The sequence below is a fragment of the Photobacterium sp. DA100 genome (assembly GCF_029223585.1).
Taxonomy (GTDB): Bacteria; Pseudomonadota; Gammaproteobacteria; order Enterobacterales; family Vibrionaceae; genus Photobacterium.
Genome location: NZ_CP119424.1, coordinates 445274 through 468142, shown reverse-complemented (window position 1 = coordinate 468142; position 22869 = coordinate 445274). Strand labels below are relative to the sequence as shown.

The following is a 22869-nucleotide window of genomic DNA, read 5'->3' as shown; positions in this document are numbered from 1 at the left end:
TGAGTGCCCAATTATCTCCATACACCTGTTCCATCTTATGGATTAACCGCTAAGATATAGGCAACTATATATTTCCACACAGCTTTAGCCACTACATCGCCGTGTGGCCAACATATTGAATAAGGGATTGGCCAATGATTAAAGCAGCAACTAATCAATCTCAAGGAATGCTGTTATTCAAACTGACCCACAGGCAGTCTTTTGCCATCGGCACGCTAAAAGTCAAAGAAATTGTGCCCTACACTCCCCTCACCGCCATTCCACACTCACACCCTACCGTGCTTGGTGCTGCAAACTTAAGAGGTGACACCTTACCGGTTATTGATATGGCTAAAGCCGTCGGGTATCCGCCGCTTACGAAAGAAGAGCTAAAAAGCAGCTACATCATAATTACCGACTGCCGCCGTATGTTGGTAGGCTTCCTGGTTCGCGGTATAGACCGGATCACCGAATGCAACTGGCACAACATTGATGCGCCACCTAGCTCACTTGGCAAAAATGTATTTGTTACCGGGGTGACCAATGTCGATAATAAGCTGGTTCAGCTCCTTGACGTTGAATTACTGCTATCCAAAGTATTCCCCGACAACCCGGATAGCCTGCACCCGATCTTGACTGATATGGAACGCGAAGTACTGCGACCGCTGAAAATATTACTGGTCGATGACTCGGCAGTGGCCCGTCGCCAACTGTCGCAGGCTTTGGACAGTATATCGATCCCGTATTTCATTGCGACCAATGGCCACGACGCACTTGAGATGCTCAAGCATGCGGCAGGCGCAGGCGCGCCGTTTGATATACTGGTCAGCGACATAGAAATGCCTGGGCTAGACGGCTACGAGCTCGCTTTTGAAGTGCAAAATACACCGCAACTCTCTCACGCCTATATTATTTTACACACGTCGCTGTCGAGTGAGATCAGTGTATCCCAAGCCCACCAAGTGGGTGCCCATGAAGCGCTGACAAAATTTGAAGCCAATGAGCTTATACATGCCATGCTGCGTGGTGCGGAAAAGAGAAATAGCGTAGCAACAGCATAGAAAGCCATCCGCCTGATTAATCGGCAACACTTTCCTCCCTTTAAAGCCAAGCATCCTGCGCTTGGCTTTTTCTTGGCAAGAGACCTAGCGGGTTCACTACGTCGCTTAACCCTCTGAATCCAGCACCTTGAGGTAGCTTGGGTATATACTCCTGATAAAGCAAGCTGTAGTTAAAGCATCTCGTTGGGAGGCTCCGTGGGCGAATTCTTACTCTTTGCAATCAACTTTCTCTCTGGCTTATTTATTTTCTGTATCGGTGTTGGGGTACTGGTAGTGATATACATGTACATTGCAGACATCCGCCAGCATAAGCACGCGATCAGACACAACTACCCTGTTATTGGGCGATTCCGATACTTATTCGAAAAACAAGGAGAATTCTTCCGCCAATATTTTTTTGCCATGGATCGCGAAGAAATGCCATTTAATCGCGCCGAGAGGAGCTGGGTCTATAAAGCAGCCAAAAACGTCGACCGTACCCTTGCATTTGGCTCAACCCGCAGCCTGGAGCCAGCCGGCACTATCATGTTCATGAACTGCGCCTTCCCGACTCTAGAAGAGGACGCTGTTGCACCCGCCCCCATCACTATCGGCCCCAACTGTCGCCTTCCCTATACCACTTCATCTATTTTCAACATCTCCGGCATGAGCTATGGGGCGATATCTAAACCGGCGGTCCAGGCACTATCCCACGGAGCCAAAATCGCTGGTTGCTGGATGAATACCGGAGAGGGAGGCTTGAGCCCCTACCACCTCGAAGGCGGAGCAGATATCGTCTTCCAGATTGGCACAGCAAAATATGGAGTCCGGAATACCGAAGGCCGTCTCAGCAAAGAGAAACTCGAAGAAGTCGCTGCACACCCGCAAGTAAAAATGTTTGAGATAAAAATCAGCCAAGGAGCAAAACCCGGCAAAGGAGGTATATTACCAGGCGAAAAAGTAACGGCAGAAATTGCTAAGATTCGCGGTATTCAAGAAGGCCAGGACTCAATTAGCCCCAATGGTCACACTGATATCCGTAATGTTGGCGACTTGCTCGATATGATTGATTTTATTCGCCAAACAACTGGCAAACCCGTTGGCTTCAAAACAGTGATTGGTTCGCTCAACTGGTTCGATGAATTACTGGATGAAATTAAACATCGAGGAAAAGCCTGCGCCCCTGACTTCATCACTATCGACAGTGCGGACGGTGGTACAGGTGCTGCTCCCCAACCTCTTATGGATTATGTCGGCCTGCCTTTGAAAGAAAGCCTCCCTCTTGTGGTCGCAAGGTTAGAAAAACATCAACTTAAAGATCAAATCAAGGTCATCGCCTCAGGTAAACTGATCACCCCGTCGAAAGTAGCGTGGGCCATTGCTCTGGGAGCAGACTTTATTGTTTCTGCCCGAGGCCATATGTTTGCCCTTGGTTGTATCCAGGCTCTTCAATGCAATAAAAACACTTGCCCTACGGGTATCACGACTCACAATCAGCGGCTACAGCAAGGACTCAACGTGGCAGACAAAACACAGCGTGTCGCTAATTACAATAAATACATACATTACGGACTAGGGGTTATTGCCCACTCTTGCGGCGTCACCAATGCCAGGCTTTTGAACAAGTCACATATTCGGGTTGTGACAGAGAGCGGTTTATCAATTGCACTTGATAAACTCTATGAGAATCATCAATAAGCTGACACCATGCTTACCTCTGGCACAGGTGAAATTAAAAACATTGTTTTCAATTAAATCAATGGTTAAATTACCAACAAATAGAAATTTACTCTGAACAAGTTAAGCCTAATGAACGGTGTTTTAATATACTTTTAGCTTTCAGCAACTACAAAAGCCTTCAAAGGCCCATTTTTAAGTCTTTTTACCTTGTGCTGACATTTCCTAACAAAAGCCATGTCAAAGTAATGCCACTGACTGACAACCCATGATAGAACCATGATTTCGCGCACTATCGCAGCACTTGCATTACTGACAACTTCCGTATTCTCTTACGCATCCCCGGAGCTGCTTGTCCCGCTTGAAGTCCCAAACACACAACTCGATCACGTAGAAACACTTGTCATCGACGGTGACATCAACGACAGCCTACAGCTATTGCTGGACAACACCTTAAAAAACAAAAACAGCGACTTTTATGTCATTGACGAGATATCGGAAGATACTTTCAACAATACGCTGACCGTTGTGATCACTCTCTACAACCAACCAATCCTGCTACCGACGGATGATTGGTCGCTAAGCTAAAAAACGCCCCAACTCATCAATTTTCAGCGCCAAACAGGCGCTGTTTTTACGAGGCAAGTAGAAACATGGCTATCATGAGACGCTCAATGACGCATGCTGCTCGAGTTTCTGCTTCAGTACCTGCAAAGACACCGGCTTTGACACAAAATCATTCATCCCTGCGGCGAAGCATTTCTCTTTCTCTTCTTTCACGACGTTGGCGGTAAGCGCAATAATCGGTGTAAAGTGGCCAGTTTGCTTTTCAATTTCGCGGATCTGTCGAGTTGCTTCAAAGCCGTCCATAACCGGCATCTGACAGTCCATAAATATCACATCAAACTGTTTCTCTTGATATATGGCTACTGCAAGCTCGCCATTTTCTACTATGTCGACCACAGCACCGGCTTTCTCAAGCATCATTCTTGCCACTTTCTGATTAATGAGCGTATCTTCAACAACCAAAACCGTTATCGCCATATCATTTGGCTGCTGCAAAGCATTTTTCCGTACGCTAATGTCAGATTGCGCTTGCTCGTGATGCGCTAACTCTGAGGTATCAGCCGATAAATCAATATTATGCACCTCAACCTCAAGTATCCTGTCCGGATGGGGTGACTCAGGCGGAAGAGCCACCAGTTTTAAAATTGCCCACTTCAAATGGGCATCTTTATAAGGACGGGTAAGGAAAGATTTTATCCCGCAGCTGGCTGCCTTCTCCTCATCATTTATTTCAGGTACCGCAGTTATCATCAACAGTTTCGGACAGTTTACGCCAAAGTGTTGCCGGAAAAGCTCTGCCAACTCAAAGCCATTGAGAATTGGCATAAACTTATCGATTATCACAATATCAAAGGCCTGTCTCTGCGAAGCAGCCTGTTCGGCCATGGTAATCGCCATATTAGGATCAAGGCAGCTCACAGCCTGTGCACCAAACCCCTCAAGCTGCACCGTTGTGATACGCATATTCAACATGCTGTCGTCCACCAGCAGAATATTTAGCCCGTCGAGGATAAACCGCTCTTCCTGGGGAATGGATGTCTTCTCGCGGGGCAGCTCGATTTCAAAAGAAAAAGTACTGCCCTTGCCCGGTTCACTATCAACAGCAATTTCTCCCCCCATCATCTTGACCATTTCACGGCAAATAGCCAATCCCAGCCCCGTGCCGCCATACTTCCTGGTTGTGCTGCCGTCTGCCTGCTGGAATTTTTCAAAAATTGCAGCCTGCTTATCCTGTGCAACCCCAATTCCCGTATCGCTAACGCGAAACTGCACTTTGCACGAATCGTCATCACTCTCTACGTGCGCCATGACAAGGGATACCTCCCCCTTGTCAGTAAACTTGATCGCATTACTAACCAAATTATTGAGGATCTGCCTTAATTTCGCCCCATCCCCCATTAGCATCGGGCTGATTGTCTTCTCGACAGAACATGAAAAACTAAGCCCCTTCTCTGCGGCCTTCACCAGAAACAGGGACTCGACTTCCTTGTTGAGTTCGAACAGGTTCAACGGAATAGACTCCAACTCAAACTGGCCGGCTTCGATTTTGGAGAAATCTAGAATGTCATTAATTAAATCCAACAATGACATCGAGGAGGTATGGAGCATGTTGATATAATCCTTTTGATTATCCGGCATCTCCATTTCCTTCATCAAACCTGATAACCCGATAATGCCATTCATCGGGGTACGGATCTCATGGCTCATATTGGCAAGAAACTCGCTTTTTTTGAGGTTTGCCTGTTCAGCGGCTTTCTTGGCGGCCTCTAGCTCACGGTAGTGATGACGTATATGCTCTGCTGATTGGTTGTACTGCGAGGCCAACGTCGTAATTTCGTCGTCACACCAACGCTTGGACAACTGTACTGGAAGCGGTACGTTTTGATCGTCGAACTTCGTTACGGCCAAAGACATTTTCGTCAATGGCTGCACAACCAGACGATAAGCGATTAACAAGATACACACGGAAATAAAAAAGATTTGCAAGCTATGGCCAAATAGCAACAAGAGGAAAGTGTCATAGAGGTTCTGATAGACAGGCTGAAGATCTGACTGAACCAGCAAGGTTCCCAGAATAAAGTCTTTTTTCGCTGCTTGATGGGACAACTGCCACTGACGCTCGAGCATCCCCTCATTTAAGAAATCACCCAACTCAATAATGACATGATCGCCATCTAAGATTTTCACATAAGAAATTGAAGGGAGACTTAACACCCCTTCGGCCTGGGTCTGTAACAACTCACGGTCTTCCACCCATAAGCTTGAAGTTAGACTAGAAAGGTAACTGTCTTGTATCTGAGTAAACCGGTTGTCTACCTCTTGAAGTTCACCTTTATATTCCAGAAATAAACTCAGACTCGTTAATAACAGCGTGAATAATGAGCTTAACAAGAAAATCAAAAACAGTAACTGCTTAGCCAAGCTAAGCCGACGACTTTTTTTTAACGGCCTTGTCACGTCCTTCATCCTTAAACTCGCATCTTCCTATTACTCTACTAACCTAATAATAGACCTTCAAAACGGAATATTTAGACAAGGAACGAAAATGAAGATAAAAACATTGCTCTCATTAACCATAGCAGCAAATCTTTCACTATATGCTGTCACCAGCTACGCTGAGCATGCAGAAACCGTCAATTACTACGTTATCGCAAAGCAAGCTGAACCTTTCCAGATTGAAGATGGCAATAACCACCGAGGAATTGTCACTGATATCGTTAAAACCATTTTTGAGGAAAGCCCGTACGAAATCGAGTACCACACCTATCCTTTCAACCGCATGATCACCTTATTGGAGGCGGGCGGTGAGTCAAACTGGATCACATACGGTAGCCCTAGCTGGGGTGGCGTACAAGCCGAAAACTTATCGGACAGCCCCATCTACAATGTCCATCATGTACTGCTAAGCAGTAATAGCACGCCCTTTAATTTCAACACCATGCAAGATCTCGAAGACAAGGTAGTGGTATTGCTGCATGGTTTCGACTATCCACAGCTAGAGCCCTATATTGAAAAAGGTGATATCGAAGAACTACGCGTCAAAGACTATAGTGCTGCTTTTCGGGTCATCGATAAATTGCCTGGCGATACCGCTTTCGTCGAGATGGAGTCACGAATTAAATATAACTTAAACAAGCAGAATAAAAATAAAGATAAATTCAACATGGCGTCATTTAATAGTGTCATTCCCGACTACCCTATTTATTTAGCATTTGATCCCAAAATGGATCCAGAGCTACAAAAATTCATCAACCAACGACTCAGCAATTTAAAGTCAGCAGGTAAAATTGACAGCATCGTGAATAAATACCTGTAAAAACCATTGTAAATAAAAAGCCATCTCCTTTCAGATGGCTTTTTACTCTGTATATACCTATTACTGACAGGTTACTTGATAAAAGACGTGTCAAACATATGGCCTAGCTTATTAGCCTTCGTTTTTAAATATCCATGATTATGTGGATTATTTCCCTCTTGTAAGGCGACACGCTCCACAACATTAATCCCGACATCCTTAAGCGCTTTAACCTTTCTAGGATTATTGGTCATCAGCTTAACAGACTCAATATTTAAAAAACTCAGCATACCTTTACAAAAAGAATAGTTTCGCATATCAGCAGCAAAGCCAAGCGCTTCGTTTGCTTCAACAGTATCCGCCCCTTCATCCTGAAGATGATAGGCACGAATTTTATTGATGAGCCCGATTCCTCGTCCTTCTTGGCGTAAATAAAATAAGACGCCACAACCGGCATTGACGATATTTTCCATCGCTCTTGATAACTGAAAGCCGCAGTCACAACGGGCGCTGAACAGTGCATCACCAGTCAGGCATTCTGAATGCAGGCGGATCAGCGGCGACTCACCTTGCTTGAGTTCTCCATAGACCAACGCAAGATGTTCCTTGCCCGTTGCCCGCTCTATAAACCCATACATCCGAAATGTTCCCCAACGGGTCGGCAATTTGGCACTGTCGACGAAGTTAACATAACTATAAGGCTCTTGTTCAGCGAAGTAATCCCTCACTTCCATGAGGATTTTACCCAGCTCGTTCTGCCCTTTGCCATCTCCGCCATCCCCCCAATAGCTGTCTTTGTGCGAGTGCTCAGTCAGTAGTTTATCACCAGTGCTAACAAGCAAGTGCGTAAAACGCGGGTTTTGCCGGAATTTTTCAAACACGATATATCGCATCACTGAATGGCGAACATCCAGCCAATCTTGTTTAACCAAATGAGCAAATTCACGGCTTAACCTGAACGCTTCATCTGGGGTTGATGCTTTTAATATCTGTTTTTGAATAGATAAGTCAGTAAATTTTTGTGCTTGATAATAATGTTCACTGGTAGGCCAAATTACATCACTTAACTGGATAGGACTGTAGGCAAAGTTAGATAAAAAGCCATAGTCTTCGTTAGGTTCATAGAACTGAATTTCTTCAATCATTCATTGCACTCCTAATAAATGAATAATTACAACTTTAAATACAACGCTGCCTCCTTCTGCATACATTTAAGTATAGTGAAAGTATGAATTTCACAACAAAAAAATCACTTGTTTTAGTATTTAATCACTAGAAATGAGTTAAAATCATTTTAATTTAATAGCTTAGTGGCAGTCACTCTATTAATAAGATTTCATTGTGTACCACAAAATAATGCTATCAAATAATAATCAGCTGCCAAATCAGCTATTCAGCCAACCCATACTGATGAAACCACATTGATTACCCCCTCAAAAAAAACGGCACCATGATGGATATCATGATGCCGTTTTTCAAATACCTGTCGCCAAGAATAACGTTATTCGCTTTCCGGTGCTGTTCGCTTACCTGTCATGAACTCTTCCAGCACTTCAGGCGTCAACTCACCGGCTTCTTCTAAGCGCTTGAGCTCTTCAACAATGCGCTTTTGCTCCTCAATCGATGGAATTGCTAATTCAGGCTCTTTTTTGATGTCTTCTGGGATAGAAAGATTGTCTAGCATCATCTCACTCTTGTGTTGCAGTATCTAAATTCAAACTAGGGCCAGTATACATGATTTACAACGAGAAATATTGATCAAGATACCTCAACCGATCTGGCCAATGACCAACTCCGTTTCCACCAGCACCTCGTAGTCATGGTCGTGTTTATGAATAACATGTAACTCCACTTCTCCCAACTTGGGATGCTTGAAGTGATAATGGCCATCAGGGAAATGGGTACTTCCGTCCCCCTGAAAAGTGATGACAAAATGCTCAATGAACCGTCCGAGATCATCAAAGCCGTGCCGAGGTTGCGGTGTAACCTTGCTCACGGTGAACTCTGCTTCATGACCAGACTGGTCAAACACCTTGACTTGCTCACCTACCAACTTTTGGACGTTTTCCATCGACATCGGATTTTTCGACATGGGAGTAGCCTCTTAACAGATACCTGCCTTTAAGCGTAAACCACGAACGCCAAAAAACACAAAGGGCGCTATCAAGCGCCCTTTATCGTTTCATCGAATCACTGAATCAATAGCTGCTGTCGTCATACTCCGGAAATGCGTCACGCTGGCGTGCGATACGGCGCTTTTTCTTCTTTGATGATTGGTTGAGGTCTTGAAAATCATCCTCAAAATCAAAATTATGTTTTGACTTAGACCCTTTAGAGAATTTTTGATCTAATTTAGCCATGATTGTTTCCTGAAACCATTCCAGAGTAAGTAACAAATACAGATTAGCTGAACCACAGCAACGATACATGCCAGAAGCATAATATCATTACCAATATTAAGTGAAGTATAGCTTTGGATTATGACAAAGGTGCTAAAGACCAGCGGACCGGCAACAAATAAAACCAACGTCATCAATCCCATAATGCCATTTGTGATATACATCTATGTTCTCGTATCGCAATCTCCCAATAAAGCTTGGGGAGATAGTAAGAGAATATGAGATCACTATAATTTATGTACAACAAGTAATTTAACTTGTCTTGATAAAACTTTCTAATGGTTATAGATCACAAATTTCATGTTACACACTTTCAATAATTTGATTGAAAGGTACGGCTAGCATGGCTTCAAGCATCTCTGCTTTTTCGCTGTCTTCCCGCCATACCAGATACAGCGACTGCTCCATCACCGGGGCACCTTCGACTGGGAACAATAAGCCATCCTGCACGCTGGATGCCACAACAGGAGAAGGCAAGAAACCGACTCCTTTATTATTAATCAGGAATTCCAATGCCATCTTACTGGAGTGGGTATGCATGATCGGCGTCTTCTGCAATTCAGAAATCCGGCTGTGCTCAACCGAAAAACGGGTACCCCAATCCAAATAGACCAGCGGAAGAGACTTGAGCTGCGTCATGCAACAGCCTTTTTCTCTCGTCACTAATTGAAGTTGGTATTCTCGTACCTTGGTGACCTGCAAGTTCTCTATCTTGGGAGGCTCCGAGGTGATCGCCACATCCACACTTTTATCCAATAGCTGCTTCGCCAAGCTTTGACGTGGAATTGACTCCAAACGTAAGGCAAGCCCATCGACGTGCTGATAAATTCGACTGACCCAATCCGAGATCCCGTCGAATTCCCAAAACATCGGTGAGGCTCCTATTGTCACCTGTTGATTGAGCGATTCAGTTAAAGCCACATCCTGCCTTGCCCTGCCCCAGGTTTGCAGTATGGCCTCTGCATAAGGCTGCAGACGTTCACCGGCAGCGGTGAGGTGGACATTACCCCTCTGGCGTGAAAACAAGTCATTCCCCAACTGGGTTTCAAGTTGGCGAATGCGAAAGCTCACTGCAGACTGAGTAAGAAACAGGTTGTCTGCAGCACGACCAAAATGACGTGTTTTGGTCACTTCAAGAAAGGTTCTGAGTAGTTCAGTATCCACTAGGTCCTCGACATCGAAGATAATAGTATAAAGGGCGCATATTACATCTGATTCTCATCCCATCTTAATCAATTTTTTTTATCGTGACGACGAAAATTTTTTGATTTACAAGATCAACAACCTGAAAGAATATCTGCGTAAATTACGTTCGGAAGCATATTCGATGAGAAGTGTAGGCAAATTTTACGACGATAAAAATTTCCCACGAGGCTTCAGCCGTTCAGGTGTTTTCACCGTTAGCGAAGCTCAAATCTTAGAAAACTATGGTCGCACTATGCGCGGCCTCGCTGATGGTTCACTGGTCCCAGAAACGGACAATGAACAAGATTTTCTGTCTGAGATCACAGGTTCAAAAGAAATTCAATCCAGTTATGCTAAATGCTGGGTTAAATACACGAACAAAACCACAAATAAAGTACGCAGTTATACCCTTTGTGTTTCCCAACGAAAACAAAGCAATAACGACTACGAAGATGAAGATGTCGATAACGATTTAGACATCTAAACTGAGTAAAGCACTTTTACTCAATACATTACTTATTATCGAATAAGCCATCCACCCTTAGTGCGATGGCTTACTTCTTTTTTATCCCTGTCAAAAGAGACAGTAATTAGGCGATTGTTATGAAGATTTGTTTTGTTATGTATCCGTGGGACAAAGTTGAGCCAGAAAACGACTCGACACTGCGTCTGATCCACGAGGCTGCCACTCGCGGTCACACGGTTGCCATTACAACACCGAATAATCTGACTATGCGACACAGCACGGCCATTGCATTCTGCCAAGTGCTGAAAAAGGCGGAAGTTTCAAGCAATATTCCGAGCTTTTACCGCAAGGCGGAATTTCGCAAGGCCCAGCTGCCATTGGCCGGCTTTGATGTCATTTTCATGCGCGCCAACCCGCCACTGGATACCATGGCATTGAACTTCCTAGATTCCGTTCGTGACCATACCTTTATCATGAACGACATCGACGGCTTACGAGTGGCGAACAACAAGCTGTACACCACATCGCTGCCAGATCCAAGCAATGAGTTCATTCCGGTGACTCATGTGTCGAAGAACCGCGATTACTTGGAACGTGTTCTGGAAGAGAACCCAAATGATCGCATGATCATGAAGCCGCTAAACGGCTACGGTGGCAAAGGTGTCATTCTTGTAGAGAAAAGTGCCAAGTCTAGCGTGAAATCGCTGCTGGATTTCTACATTGGCGACGACAAGAACTACGTGATTCTGCAAGATTACATCGAAGGTGCAGAAGAAGGTGATGTTCGCATCATGATGCTCAACGGTGAGCCAATTGGTGCAATGCGCCGCGTACCGGCCAAAGGTGATGTGCGCTCTAACATCCACGCCGGCGGCAAAGAAGTGAAGCATACGCTGACCAAACAAGAGCTTCGCTTGTGTAAGCATATTGGTCCGAAACTGGTGCGCGATGGCCTTTACTTTGTTGGGTTGGATGTTATCAACGGCAAACTGGTTGAAGTAAACGTGCTAAGCCCTGGCGGCATCACTCGAATCAACCGTTTGAATCGTACCAAGCTTCAAGCACAGGTCATTGATTTTGCTGAAAGTGTTGTGATGGCAAAAGAAGTCAGTATCAACCGTAAAAATGAATTTCGTCAGGTGATTGCTGATGCTACAACTTTCTGAAGCGGAAATTCTGGAGAAAATCCAGCAACTTGTTCCGTTTGAAGCGCAGCTTAACGATGGAAGCTTGACCATTCGCATCAGCGAATATCAGCCGTATATCGCAACAGCTATCCATCATGGTCACCGCCTGCGCGGTGATCTGATGCCAAACTGTTTGCTGGCCGAAGAAGAACGTTATTTTGAGGAAGATCCCTTCACGGGCGATTTCATTTCCTCGCTGCCTATCGTGCTTCAGGGCGAGGACTCACGCTACGAGTATGACTTGAACCGTGCGCCTGAAAACTGCATTTACGACGAAGCCTGGGGCAAACCGGTTTGGCAAACACCGCTTTCTGATGACGAGCGGGCCGTGTCACTGGCCAAGCATAACTGCTACTACCGCATTCTGGCGTGCCTGATTGACACGCTGGAGAGCAAGTTTGGCCTTTGCCTGCTGTATGATATTCACTCGTACAACTACCAGCGCATTGAACGAGATGTGCCGGTATTTAACTTGGGTACCAAGCAAGTCAATACCCGCCGCTGGCGCAAGGAAATCGACAGCTTGGTCGGCAAGCTGCGCAACATCGAGCTGCCAAATATTGACGTCACGGCAGAAGTGAATGATGTTTTTCAAGGGATGGGCTATCAAGCCAGCTTTGTCAAAGCCAACTTCACCAATACACTGATCATGCCGTTGGAAGTGAAGAAGGTCTTCATGGACGAAGAGCGCGGTGAAAGCTTCCCGTTGGTTATCGAGAAACTGCGTGCCGATATGAAAAACGTGTTGACCGAACACGCCGCAGAAACCATCTTGCGCCGGACCAAGGTCAAGAAACTGACCAGCAGCCATGTGCTTGCTTCCAAGTTGCCACGAGAGGTTCTGAAACTCGATCGCCAACTGTTTTCGATTGCCAGAGGGGTAAATACCCTTAGCTATATCAACCCGCTGAATATCAAGCAGGAGAAGCGTCGGTTCTTGCACCGTCCATATGACTACCGGCCTGACTTTACGTACCGTCAGCTGAATCTGGACCCGTTCAAGTTCCGCGAACAGCTTTACCGTCTGCCAGTGGAAGATATCCGTGATGCGGATATCCAGGCGATGTACCGCAAGGTCATCGATCAGCTTGCTGTGCGTATCGACCTGCTGACCAGTATCGGCACCGAAGAGTTCTTGTACAACTCGCTGCGTTACTATGGCCAGCCGGATCAGAACGACATCGCCAATGCGAACTTTATCTTGCACGCCGGTGAGTACAGCGAGCCGGAAGAAGAGACAATCTCAGCTCAGGAAGCGATTGAAGCTTTCAGACAAGCTGCTGATGAATATGGGATGAAGTGCAAAGTCGCGGGCTCCAAACAATTGATCGCCCGTGCGATGGTCAGTGGCCGGACAATCAAGGTCAACCAAGGCGCGAAGTTTAACCGCAAAGACTTGGATGCCCTGATCCACCACGAGCTCGGGGTGCATCTTGTAACCAGTGCCAACGCAGACTTGCAGCCACTGAAGGTGCTTAAGCTTGGCCTGCCGGGTAACACCCACTCGCAGGAAGGTTTGGCCATATTGTGTGAGCACCTATCGGGGAGTTTCCCGCTTCATCGCCTGAAGACACTGGCGCTAAGGGTTATTGCAGTCGATATGATGGTCAAGGGGGAGAGCTTTAATGAGACCTTCCATGTTCTCAAGCATGATTATGGTATCAGCGATGATCAAGCCTTTACCGTTACCGCCCGGGCATACCGTGGCGGAGGCTTCACCAAGGACTACCTATACCTGAAGGGACTGAAGGATGCGCTGCATGCATATGCCAATGATGATCTCACGTCGATGTTCATCGGTAAAACCGGTTTTGAATTCAAACCGCTGCTTGATGAGCTGATCACCCGAGAGATCCTCAAAAAGCCGACTTACCTGCCACAAGCACTAAAGATGAAGGATACCAGCGACCCTATCATCAATTACTTGCTAAAGTGCATTAAGTAAGGGTTTTATCATCAATTTGAAAAGTCGCAAGATCCCCTTGCGGCTTTTTTGTTTGCTTATCAAATAGCCGTTCTAACTGGGTTCGTCTTCCGTTTTTGTGTTCTCGTAAGCAATCACCGAAACAATGGCCCCATCTTGATCACTGATGGCACAAATGCGCCCGACACCCGGAATATCTTTGGGCTCATAGACAATACAGCCACCTGCAGCTTTTGCCGCTGCGACAGTGTCATCCACATCCTCTACCGTGATATAACTCCCCCAGTGATTTGGTATATTCTCGTAGCCCTCCGGCTTCCCCGTGATGCCACCAACGGGTTCACCACCTGCTTTTATTACGTGGTACGTACCTCCTTCCATCGGCATCGCTTCAACATCCCATCCAATCACTTGACGGTAAAACTCAACCGCCTTCTCGGGATCATCTGTCATTAACTCAGACCAGCTAAATGCACCGTGCTGCTCAAATGTACTTGCCATCTTTACCCTCTTATCGATCTGGAGTACCTGCTTTTAAAGCTAGTCCAAGTCTTCATCTATGTTTCAATCCCTCCGACTTATTGCATAGCCTTCAGCGACAAGACCAAGATACGGAAAATTCAACATACTGTTTTTAAGTGACTTTTGAATAATCTGTGCTTTGCATTCGCTAGAGTGCAGGATACGATGAACAACTAGCAGCTATCGCAAAAATTGTAGACAGACAAAGATGGACTATACCAAACAGGCACTGGACGCCTACAACAGCCCCCAACGCAACAGCTTCTATTTAAACGGTAAAATCGTTTCCAACCTTGACGCTGTATTGTATTACCTATCTGAAGCTTTAAGATCGGCTGTGGGTGTTGAACAAGCCGATATTCTCTTAACCAAGGCGAATATCAGCAGCTTCAAAGGGAATATCGAACAAGCGATTCTGGGCTACTCCCAAGCGCTGCCCGTTGCCAATCACCGGCAACAAATGACACTCCATTTCTATCTTGCACTATGGCATCACTACCAGGGAAACATAACACCTGTCACCCAGCATATAGAGCAACTCTCTGATCTTGATGCCTGTTACGCGCAAGACGCAATGGGAATTATCGCTATTCTTGAGAAAAGCCTCAATACTCCTATTTGTTATCGTCACAATGCCCTCTCCCCTGAACAACCATCAGCTTCACGGCATGCCATTGTGACCCTTGGCTATAAACTCAATAGGGACGGTACAATCGCCCCTCCACTAAAAATGCGGTTGGAGCAAACCCTCAATATTGCCAAACGCTTTCCGGGCAGCCTCATCATTGTCACTGGTGGAGTTGAGGTGGCAGGCACCACAGAAGCGGCACAAATGAAGAAGTGGCTGGTCGAGCATGGAATAAAGAGCTGCCGGATCATCAGGGAAGAGCAAGCCGCCAACACTATAGAGAACGCCAGAAACAGTTTGGCTATATTGCAACGTCATCCGATACAGCACGCCACCTTGGTCAGCGCGTCTAGTCATGTTCACCGTTCACAAATACTGTTTGAGACGATTCAGCTTAGCCAGAAACGAGTCGAAGACGGAAGACAAGGTTCTCACATTACTTTTGACCATATCGCCGTTGACGATGGATTATCACCCTGCCACATACCTAAAGGGCAAACGCGCATCAACTGTTACATTGATGCGTTACGGGGGGTTGGTTTGCCTGCTTTCCAATGGGGAACCATCCATCAGGTTTAAAAAACACAATTAAAAGCCAACCGGTCGGTTGGCTATAAGTTACGTGTGGACTCAATGATAAAAGCCTCGGTACTGGGTATATTCATAAGGCTCGAGTTCATACTTGCTTTCCAGAAAAGTGATTAAATCTACCAAGTCGGTAACCATCATAACGTCGTTATAACTTGGCATAATCGACTCTCCCGACCGAGTGACAACTTGTGGATCATATCCTGGAGCAATGCGGTGCGAAGGGTTAATCACCGAAATAACCAATTCTTGATATTTCTTAAGTGTTGGAACTCTGCCTCCCAACACAACACTCACACCGGACTCGTCTAGTACCTCTGGTCGCTCATAACCTTCCATGACATGGCAGCTCAAACACTGGTAGTGAATAAACAATTCTTCACCATGAGCCGCATTGCCCGGAGGCAATGTAAATGCAGCTGTGTTGCCACGCTCCGGCGGCTCACAACCTGTCAGCATGATGGCCAATAAGGTACCAAATACTAATGTAAAATATTTCATAACTTACCACCTGTTCTTTAGTTTGTTTTTTCAGCAGATTATGAGGCTCTGGTAAGTGTAGTTGCAGATATGCTAGTCATCACTGCGATTGACGAATGTTTTGTTGCCGTTTGATAAAAATCAAAGCCAGCCCGAAGGCTGGCTTTCAATAACAATAGGTAAACAACCTAAATTAAATAACACCCAATTCGCGTAGCCGCTCCATCAGGTAGCTATTTGCGGTATGACGCTCTGACAGCACCACTTCTGGCTTTGGATGCAAAAATAGCGGCAGTGAAATACGCGCTTTGGTCTTGTCGGCACCTTCTGGGTTGATCACGCGGTGGGTTGTCGACGGGAAGTAGCCACCAGAAGCTTCTTGCAGCATGTCACCGATATTGATGATCAAGTTACCGAAGTCGCATGGAACATCCAGCCACTCGCCTTCCTTGGTCAGCACCTGCAAGCCAGGCTCGTTGGCAGCGGGCAGCACCGTCAGCAGGTTGATATCTTCATGGGCGCCTGCACGGATCGCACCGAGCTCTTCGTCACCGTTCAACGGCGGGTAATGAAGTACGCGCAGCAAGGTTTTCTCGCTACCATCAATCATGGATGACAGTGGCTGAGAGTAACGCTCTGATACCCCATCTGGAGAGTAAGCTTCCACCCAGCCTAGCAGTTGACTAGCCAGTTTGTTCGCTTCCTCGTAGTAGCGCTGAAGCTCTGCTTTGAGCGTGTCAGGGCACTGGCCCCAAGGGTAATAATGGAAATATTCTTTGATGTCTTTCTTGGTGTGGCCTTTGGCAACTTCAGAGACTTCGGCTGGGAAAAAACCGTCCTGGGTCTCGACATTGAATCGAAACGCTTCTTTCTCTTCGGTGTTGAAAAAGCCATGCCAATTATCATAAATCGACTGAACCAGCTGCTGCTGGATCGGATGGTTCTTCAGTACCCCAAAGCCCGTATTTCGAAGGGATTCAACAAAGCGCTCGGCAGCATCGGGCGCGTTATAATCTACTGCTTCCAATTTCATTTTATCTTCTTCTATCTGACTGACTTGTTATGTTTATACCACCGACGTAATCGGTTGCATTGGATTCTATCGCTTGCACATACTCACCAACACCACCAATTTGGAAACAATCCGTTTACAACAGGAAACAAAAAAAAGCCTCTGCGAGTGCAGAGGCGATTCCAGCAAATAACAAACACATTTCATTAATGTTAATTACACTCAATAATGCCGCCGCTTTGCGAATTGGGGAAATCAGCAAGAGTGGCATTATTAAGTCATGCTATAAGCACTTCCCTTAAGCACGGAGACAATATAGTCGATACAGAGCCGATAAACTTACCATTGTGCGCCATCGACAGTTATCGCAACCTGTATATCGGTTTTTTACTGGCTCACTTTTTCTCTGATAACAACCACAATACCCTCAACCCGAACAACTTCTACCAGCGTACCAGCTGGTATATTGAACTCTGATTTGGCCGACCACGTGGTATCGCCAAGCTGCAAACGCCCTGACCCGATAGGGAAGTCTTTCTCAAGCACGCAAGTTTGCCCAACCAGTTGTTCGCTGCGCTGGTTCAGGCTGCGTTGTTTATCACCGGCTTTATCTTTCGTATGCTGATAGCGCCACCACAGCCAGGTCGTGAACAAACAGAACACAGCAAAAGTCAGCCATTGCATCTCCCAGCCTAGTGGAATAAAGAAGAGAATCACGCCAACCAGCAATGCCGATACCCCAAGCCACAGCAGATAGCCGGCAGTACCCAACAATTCCAACAGCAGCAGCACTAGGCCCAGCGCCAACCAGTGCCACACATTCATTTGCTCAAGTAGCGTGATCATGCCGGTTTACCCTTTTCGCCCTCTTTTTTGCCCCCGGTCTGGCTAAGGATCTCAGTGATCCCCGCAATAGAGCCCATAAGGCCTGTCGCTTCCAGCGGTAGCATTATAATTTTACCATTTTCGGCTTGGCCGATGGTTTTCAGCGCATCGGTGTACCCCTGAGCAATAAAGTAGTTCACAGCCTGCAGATCACCCTTGGCAATGGCATCGGAAACCATAGCCGTCGCTCTTGCTTCTGCTTCTGCAGCACGCTCCCGAGCTTCTGCCTGCAAGATTGCAGCTTGCTTGTCACCTTCAGCTCGTAAGATCTCTGATTGCTTGTGGCCTTCCGCACGCAGGATTTCAGCCTGCCTCACCCCTTCGGCTTCCAGTACCTCTGCACGCTTGTTACGCTCTGCTTTCATCTGGGCGTTCATGGCCGAAGTGAGATCGGCCGGCGGCTGGACATCTTTGATTTCGATACGGGTGACTTTCACCCCCCAAGGGTTCGTCGCTTGGTCAACAATACTCAGCAAGCGACTATTGATGGTATCACGCTGAGAGAGCATCTCATCAAGCTCCATTGAACCGAGAACCGTACGAATATTAGTAAGCGTAAGATTACGAATAGCATGCTCGAGATCTGTCACCTCATAAGCCGCCTTGGCCGCATCAATAACCTGTACAAAACACACCGCGTCAATGGTCACATTGGCATTATCCCGTGAAATCACCTCTTGGGCAGGGATATCCAGCACGCGCTCCATCATATTAATCTTGTTTCCAACTTGATCGATAAACGGCACGATGAGGTTCAAGCCAGGGCGCAATGTTTTGGTATAACGACCAAAGCGCTCTACCGTCCACTCACTTCCCTGAGGAACAGTTTTGACTCCAGAAGCAATAAACACAATTGCCACTATGATAAATACCCCCACAGTGATCAAAGTATCGTACGGCATCTCGTTCTCCTTAATAAACAGCGTTCAGTTGGTAGCCAGAATAGCGTATGCAACCATACCAATACAATGCCTAGCGCACTGATTTATCATAAAAAAGCCCAATACAATGACGCAAAATCATTAATTGCAGTTATCACACTCGAAAGCGACCAACTTGACCGTGCAGTTGTTGGCATTGCTGTGCCAACTGGCCAAATGCTGTTTTAGTCATAGTAATTTTGAGTGATACAATTTATACAATCGGGTTCATTGCAACCGCTCTAAAATTACAACTCTTTGAGCCATTGATGACCCATCTCGTTATTATGTCAAAAATTTGGCAACTCCTTAATTTGATTACAAATTAACAGCGCAACACACCTTAGTTAACAGAATGCATCAAAAAAAAGACAAAATATTTCCATTTACCACATTAGTGTGCTCTCATTGCATAAAAAACAACAATATACATACAAAGGGTTATCTAGTGACGCGCTCAACACCAACAGTCAACGCTACCCATCAGCCACCAAACCACAATCAGGAAGTGACATTCGCAGAAGGGGAGCAATTAGTTTCCACCACAGATCTTAACGGGGTCATCACCTACAGTAATGCCGCTTTCTGCCGAGTTGCCGGGTATTCTGAACAAGAATTGCTGGGACAGAACCACAACATCATCCGCCATCAAGATATGCCGAAGGTGGCCTTTGCCGATCTCTGGCAGCAAATCCAAGCCGGAAAAGCCTGGAGGGGAATTGTAAAAAACCGAACCAAATCAGGGAGTTACTACTGGGTCGATGCATACATCACCCCGATTTACGATGATGGCAAAATTGTCGGTTACCAATCCGTCAGGGTTAAGCCTGACGCCCAGTTAGTCAAAACGGCAGAATCAGCCTATGAGCAGTTGCTCAAGGCTGAGCGTAGTGGCAAGTCGTTCTCTTTATCGATGCCTCGTTCAGTTAAGTACGGGCTGCTCATCGCCGCTTGTGCGCTTCCCTCGGCAGCGGCATTGTTCTCTGGCGGTATGAGCTCACATGCCTTGCTGGGCCTTTCTCCGGCGCTGGTATTGGGTATATGGTTTCGTCAGGAGTTGTTCAGTACCCCATCGAAAATTGCAGAGATGCAAACACAATATGACAGCCTTAGCCGCGCCATATTTTCAGGAAATGATGACTTTTCCGTTGTCGACTATCACCTGAAAATGGCTTCTGCTGGTATGCGCACGGTTTTGGGTCGAATGACCGACTCTGCCGCACCATTACATGATTTGGCCGATGACCTGAGCGCCACTACTAGCCGGGTTAATGATGCGATCGGCGTGCAAAACAAGAATATCCAGCATATTGCGACAGCGATCGATAATATTTCTGAATCCGCCCGAACCATTTCGGTTCATGCCAGCGAGAGCCACCAACTCTTGGATCTGACGCGGGACCAGTGCGCGGTAACCCGGTCTCAGCTCAATGCGACCCAATCGAGTTTGAACGCGCTGTCTACACAGGCCCGCCAAGCCACGGACGCGACAGACAAACTCAGTACCGAGGCCGAAACCGTCAGTGCTGTGATGTCCGAAATCAGTGGTATTGCCGACCAAACGAACCTGCTTGCTCTCAATGCGGCGATAGAAGCGGCACGGGCAGGTGAGCATGGCCGTGGCTTTGCGGTCGTTGCCGATGAAGTTCGCGCCCTATCTTCCCGCACCCAGACTGCGACCGAACAAATCCAAGCTAGTATCGGCAATATGCTCGCGACCATCGAAAACTGGCAAGTGCTGATCAAAAATAACCACGACGATACCCTGGCGTGTGTCGCGCAGGCAACGCAAGGGGCTGAAGCACTCGGCGCGGTAGAAAACAACATGCAAGCCATCAACGAACTGGTCGATCAGGTGTCGTCTTCAGCCCAGAGCCAGGAGTCCCATGCCCAGCAGACCAGTGAGCACATTCATGCGCTGGCCGACACCTCGCAACAAAACCTTGAAGCAGTTAGCCAAGTCGAACAAAGCAGTGCCGGGCTCAAACGCCGAGTTGATGACTTTTACCTGCTTGCAGATAGGTTTAAGCACCATTAGAGCCAGTTCACAAATTGGTGTAACTCTCCGCCACAACCTACAGGGCAATATGAATTAGCTAGCAATCAGCCTATCCCCGTGGGCAATGCCTCCATACTTCGGTATGATCAGGCCATTGCCCTCTCAATGTATAGTACCCATGTATCTCAATAACCTTAAACAGTATTTTGGCTTCGATAGTCTGCGTCCGGGACAGGACGAAGTGATCGGCAAAGTCATTGCTGGCCAGTCCGCTGCCGCTATCTTCCCGACCGGCTCGGGCAAGTCACTTTGCTACCAGCTGCCGGCGTTGCAACTTCCTCACCTGACGTTGGTCATTTCGCCGTTACTCGCATTGATGAAAGATCAAATCAGCTTCCTGCACAGCAAAGGCATACAGGCAGCGTCAATTGATTCAAGCCAAAGCTGGGAAGAGACACAGCAAGTGATGCAAGGGGTACGTTCCGGCTCGATAAAGATCCTTATGATCTCGGTCGAGCGCCTTAACAACGAACGCTTCCGCCATTTCATAGCCCAGGTACCAATATCTCTGTTAGTGGTCGATGAAGCCCACTGTATTTCCGAGTGGGGGCACAACTTCAGGCCGGATTATCTCAAGTTGCCGCAGTATCGCCAGTTATTGAATATCCCGCAGGTACTCCTGCTGACCGCCACGGCGACCCCAGCAGTGATCAATGATATGGGGCAAAAGTTTGGTATCGATGCGAGCAATATCGTGATCACCGGTTTCTACCGTTCCAACCTTGATCTATCTATCGTTCCGACGCCCGAGGCAGAAAAGCAATCAGCGCTATACGATGTGCTGGCAAGCGAACCTTGCCTGCCCAGCATTGTCTATGTGACGCTACAAAAAACCGCAGAAGAACTTGCAGCTGCCCTTCAGCATCGAGGGGTTATGGCACAGGCCTACCATGCCGGGATGGATAGCGAACGCCGCCAGCAGATCCAAACTGATTTCATGGCAGGCAAGCACCAATGCATTATTGCCACTATCGCCTTTGGTATGGGCATCGATAAAGCAGACATCCGCCGCGTCATTCATTATGACCTCCCCAAGTCGATAGAGAATTACAGCCAGGAAATTGGCCGGGCCGGCCGGGACGGACAGCATGCCGACTGCATCCTCTTGGGAAGCAAGTCTGGATTGAATGTGCTAGAAAATTTCGTTTATGGTGATACACCCGATCAATCGGCGATTGAAACAGTACTCGGTTTAATCCAACAGCATGCCCCGCAGTGGGAAGTGGTGCAGTTGCGCTTATCCAAAGAAAGTAATATCCGCATGCTGCCATTGAAAACCCTGCTGGTTTACTTGGAAATGTCCGGAATCATTGAGCCGCAGTATACCTATTTTGCTGATTACCGCTTTAAATTGCTTGTCGATCAGCAGTTTATTATCGATCAATTCCACGGTGAGCGGCAGAGCTTCGTCAGTCATATCTTTGCGTGTTCGCCCAAAGCCCGTACTTGGCATACGGTGGATTTCGATGCTCTCTGGCAAACTACCCAAGCAGAACGCAAACGGGTTGTGGCTGCCATCGACTACTTCAGCGAAAAAGGCTGGGTGTCATTGGAAAGCAAGCAAATGACCGAGGTATTCCGCGTGACAAATCCCCACTTCGATATCGGCCAGGAAGCGGCTCGCCTCTACCAGCTATTCAAGACCAAAGAGCAGAGCGAGATTGCAAGACTAGACAACATGCTGGCTTTTTTCGAAAGCCAGAAATGCCTCAGCCACGAGTTAGCAAGCTATTTTGCCGATCATCAAGCACCACAGCAGTGCGGTCATTGCTCTGTTTGCCGCGGGCGTATCGCCAAGCTGCCATCCGATATCCAATTGGCAGATGTGTCAGAAAATATGCTTAAGGCATGGTGTGACCCGTTCATCACAGCTTGTCCGACCCAGCCTTCAGCGGCAGCGATCACACGCTTCCTATGCGGTATGACAAGTCCGTTGCATAACACCATCAAAGCCCGCCAGCTATCTGGCTTTGGGAAGATGGAGCAATATCCATTCCAGCAGACGTTAACCCAAGTGCACCAGCTCTATCCGGCATTACCCTAAATCGACCCAAGA

The 22869-nt window shown here is 47.0% G+C and carries 21 protein-coding genes; 10 read left to right on the top strand and 11 right to left on the bottom strand.

What is annotated here, in order from left to right; translation table 11 throughout:
* Window positions 1-134: 134 nt before the first annotated feature.
* From PTW35_RS19825 to PTW35_RS19815, 3 genes are all read left to right on the top strand, one after another.
* Window positions 135-1040, top strand: a complete 906-nt coding sequence (locus PTW35_RS19825) for a chemotaxis protein (RefSeq protein ID WP_281028645.1) — start codon at window positions 135-137, stop codon at window positions 1038-1040.
* A 195-nt stretch (window positions 1041-1235) separates the two neighbouring features.
* Window positions 1236-2717: an FMN-binding glutamate synthase family protein gene (locus PTW35_RS19820; protein WP_281028644.1), complete on the top strand. Its 1482-nt coding sequence runs from the start codon at window positions 1236-1238 to the stop codon at window positions 2715-2717.
* 258 nt (window positions 2718-2975) lie between these two features.
* Complete coding sequence (locus tag PTW35_RS19815; RefSeq protein WP_281028643.1) at window positions 2976-3284, top strand: hypothetical protein; 309 nt, start codon at window positions 2976-2978, stop codon at window positions 3282-3284.
* A gap of 72 nt (window positions 3285-3356) precedes the next feature.
* On the opposite strand, the gene PTW35_RS19810 is transcribed toward PTW35_RS19815, so the two are convergent.
* Window positions 3357-5729, bottom strand: coding sequence for a response regulator (locus PTW35_RS19810; RefSeq protein WP_281028642.1), 2373 nt, complete (start codon window positions 5727-5729; stop codon window positions 3357-3359).
* 79 nt (window positions 5730-5808) lie between these two features.
* On the opposite strand from PTW35_RS19810, the gene PTW35_RS19805 reads away from it, so the two are divergent.
* Window positions 5809-6579, top strand: coding sequence for a transporter substrate-binding domain-containing protein (locus PTW35_RS19805; protein WP_281028641.1), 771 nt, complete (start codon window positions 5809-5811; stop codon window positions 6577-6579).
* 71 nt (window positions 6580-6650) lie between these two features.
* Here the strand turns inward: PTW35_RS19805 and ribA are convergent, their stop codons facing one another.
* The 5 genes from ribA to hdfR form a co-directional block, all read right to left on the bottom strand.
* Window positions 6651-7703 carry a GTP cyclohydrolase II gene (gene ribA / locus PTW35_RS19800; protein ID WP_281028640.1) on the bottom strand — a complete coding sequence of 351 codons (1053 nt, stop codon included), beginning with the start codon at window positions 7701-7703 and terminating at the stop codon, window positions 6651-6653.
* 356 nt (window positions 7704-8059) lie between these two features.
* Entirely contained in the window at window positions 8060-8242 is a 183-nt protein-coding gene (locus PTW35_RS19795) for an ATPase (RefSeq protein ID WP_281029108.1), read from the bottom strand.
* 84 nt (window positions 8243-8326) lie between these two features.
* Entirely contained in the window at window positions 8327-8650 is a 324-nt protein-coding gene (locus PTW35_RS19790) for a hypothetical protein (RefSeq protein ID WP_281028639.1), read from the bottom strand.
* Window positions 8651-8756: 106 nt separating this feature from the next.
* Entirely contained in the window at window positions 8757-8918 is a 162-nt protein-coding gene (locus PTW35_RS19785; RefSeq protein WP_281028638.1) for a hypothetical protein, read from the bottom strand.
* A 342-nt stretch (window positions 8919-9260) separates the two neighbouring features.
* Entirely contained in the window at window positions 9261-10121 is an 861-nt protein-coding gene (gene hdfR / locus PTW35_RS19780; RefSeq protein ID WP_281028637.1) for an HTH-type transcriptional regulator HdfR, read from the bottom strand.
* A gap of 163 nt (window positions 10122-10284) precedes the next feature.
* Here hdfR and maoP point away from each other — a divergent pair, with 163 nt between their 5' ends.
* The 3 genes from maoP to PTW35_RS19765 all read left to right on the top strand — a co-directional run bounded on the left by maoP (window position 10285) and on the right by PTW35_RS19765 (window position 13740).
* Window positions 10285-10626, top strand: a complete 342-nt coding sequence (gene maoP, locus PTW35_RS19775) for a DUF413 domain-containing protein (RefSeq protein WP_281029107.1) — start codon at window positions 10285-10287, stop codon at window positions 10624-10626.
* 119 nt (window positions 10627-10745) lie between these two features.
* Entirely contained in the window at window positions 10746-11774 is a 1029-nt protein-coding gene (gshB, locus tag PTW35_RS19770; RefSeq protein WP_281028636.1) for a glutathione synthase, read from the top strand.
* Window positions 11758-13740 carry a flavohemoglobin expression-modulating QEGLA motif protein gene (locus PTW35_RS19765; RefSeq protein ID WP_281028635.1) on the top strand — a complete coding sequence of 661 codons (1983 nt, stop codon included), beginning with the start codon at window positions 11758-11760 and terminating at the stop codon, window positions 13738-13740. Before gshB ends, PTW35_RS19765 begins: the two co-directional genes overlap by 17 nt.
* A gap of 72 nt (window positions 13741-13812) precedes the next feature.
* Here PTW35_RS19765 and PTW35_RS19760 read toward each other — a convergent pair whose 3' ends face one another.
* Window positions 13813-14220: a VOC family protein gene (locus PTW35_RS19760; protein WP_281028634.1), complete on the bottom strand. Its 408-nt coding sequence runs from the start codon at window positions 14218-14220 to the stop codon at window positions 13813-13815.
* A 229-nt stretch (window positions 14221-14449) separates the two neighbouring features.
* Here PTW35_RS19760 and PTW35_RS19755 point away from each other — a divergent pair, with 229 nt between their 5' ends.
* Entirely contained in the window at window positions 14450-15448 is a 999-nt protein-coding gene (locus tag PTW35_RS19755; RefSeq protein ID WP_281028633.1) for a YdcF family protein, read from the top strand.
* Between the two features lie 51 nt (window positions 15449-15499).
* On the opposite strand, the gene PTW35_RS19750 is transcribed toward PTW35_RS19755, so the two are convergent.
* The 4 genes from PTW35_RS19750 to PTW35_RS19735 all read right to left on the bottom strand — a co-directional run bounded on the left by PTW35_RS19750 (window position 15500) and on the right by PTW35_RS19735 (window position 18736).
* Entirely contained in the window at window positions 15500-15958 is a 459-nt protein-coding gene (locus tag PTW35_RS19750) for a cytochrome C (protein WP_281028632.1), read from the bottom strand.
* A 172-nt stretch (window positions 15959-16130) separates the two neighbouring features.
* The gene (locus tag PTW35_RS19745; RefSeq protein ID WP_281028631.1) at window positions 16131-16970 is read right to left on the bottom strand and encodes a 2OG-Fe(II) oxygenase family protein; all 840 of its coding nucleotides are present in this window, start codon (window positions 16968-16970) and stop codon (window positions 16131-16133) included.
* 366 nt (window positions 16971-17336) lie between these two features.
* Window positions 17337-17795: an NfeD family protein gene (locus PTW35_RS19740; protein WP_281028630.1), complete on the bottom strand. Its 459-nt coding sequence runs from the start codon at window positions 17793-17795 to the stop codon at window positions 17337-17339.
* Complete coding sequence (locus PTW35_RS19735; RefSeq protein WP_281028629.1) at window positions 17792-18736, bottom strand: SPFH domain-containing protein; 945 nt, start codon at window positions 18734-18736, stop codon at window positions 17792-17794. The genes PTW35_RS19740 and PTW35_RS19735 overlap by 4 nt, the downstream gene beginning before the upstream one ends.
* A 466-nt stretch (window positions 18737-19202) precedes the next feature.
* Here PTW35_RS19735 and PTW35_RS19730 point away from each other — a divergent pair, with 466 nt between their 5' ends.
* Together PTW35_RS19730 and PTW35_RS19725 are read left to right on the top strand one after the other, a co-directional pair.
* Window positions 19203-20792, top strand: a complete 1590-nt coding sequence (locus tag PTW35_RS19730; RefSeq protein ID WP_281028628.1) for a PAS domain-containing methyl-accepting chemotaxis protein — start codon at window positions 19203-19205, stop codon at window positions 20790-20792.
* A gap of 139 nt (window positions 20793-20931) precedes the next feature.
* Entirely contained in the window at window positions 20932-22857 is a 1926-nt protein-coding gene (locus PTW35_RS19725) for an ATP-dependent DNA helicase RecQ (RefSeq protein WP_281028627.1), read from the top strand.
* Window positions 22858-22869 lie beyond the last annotated feature (12 nt).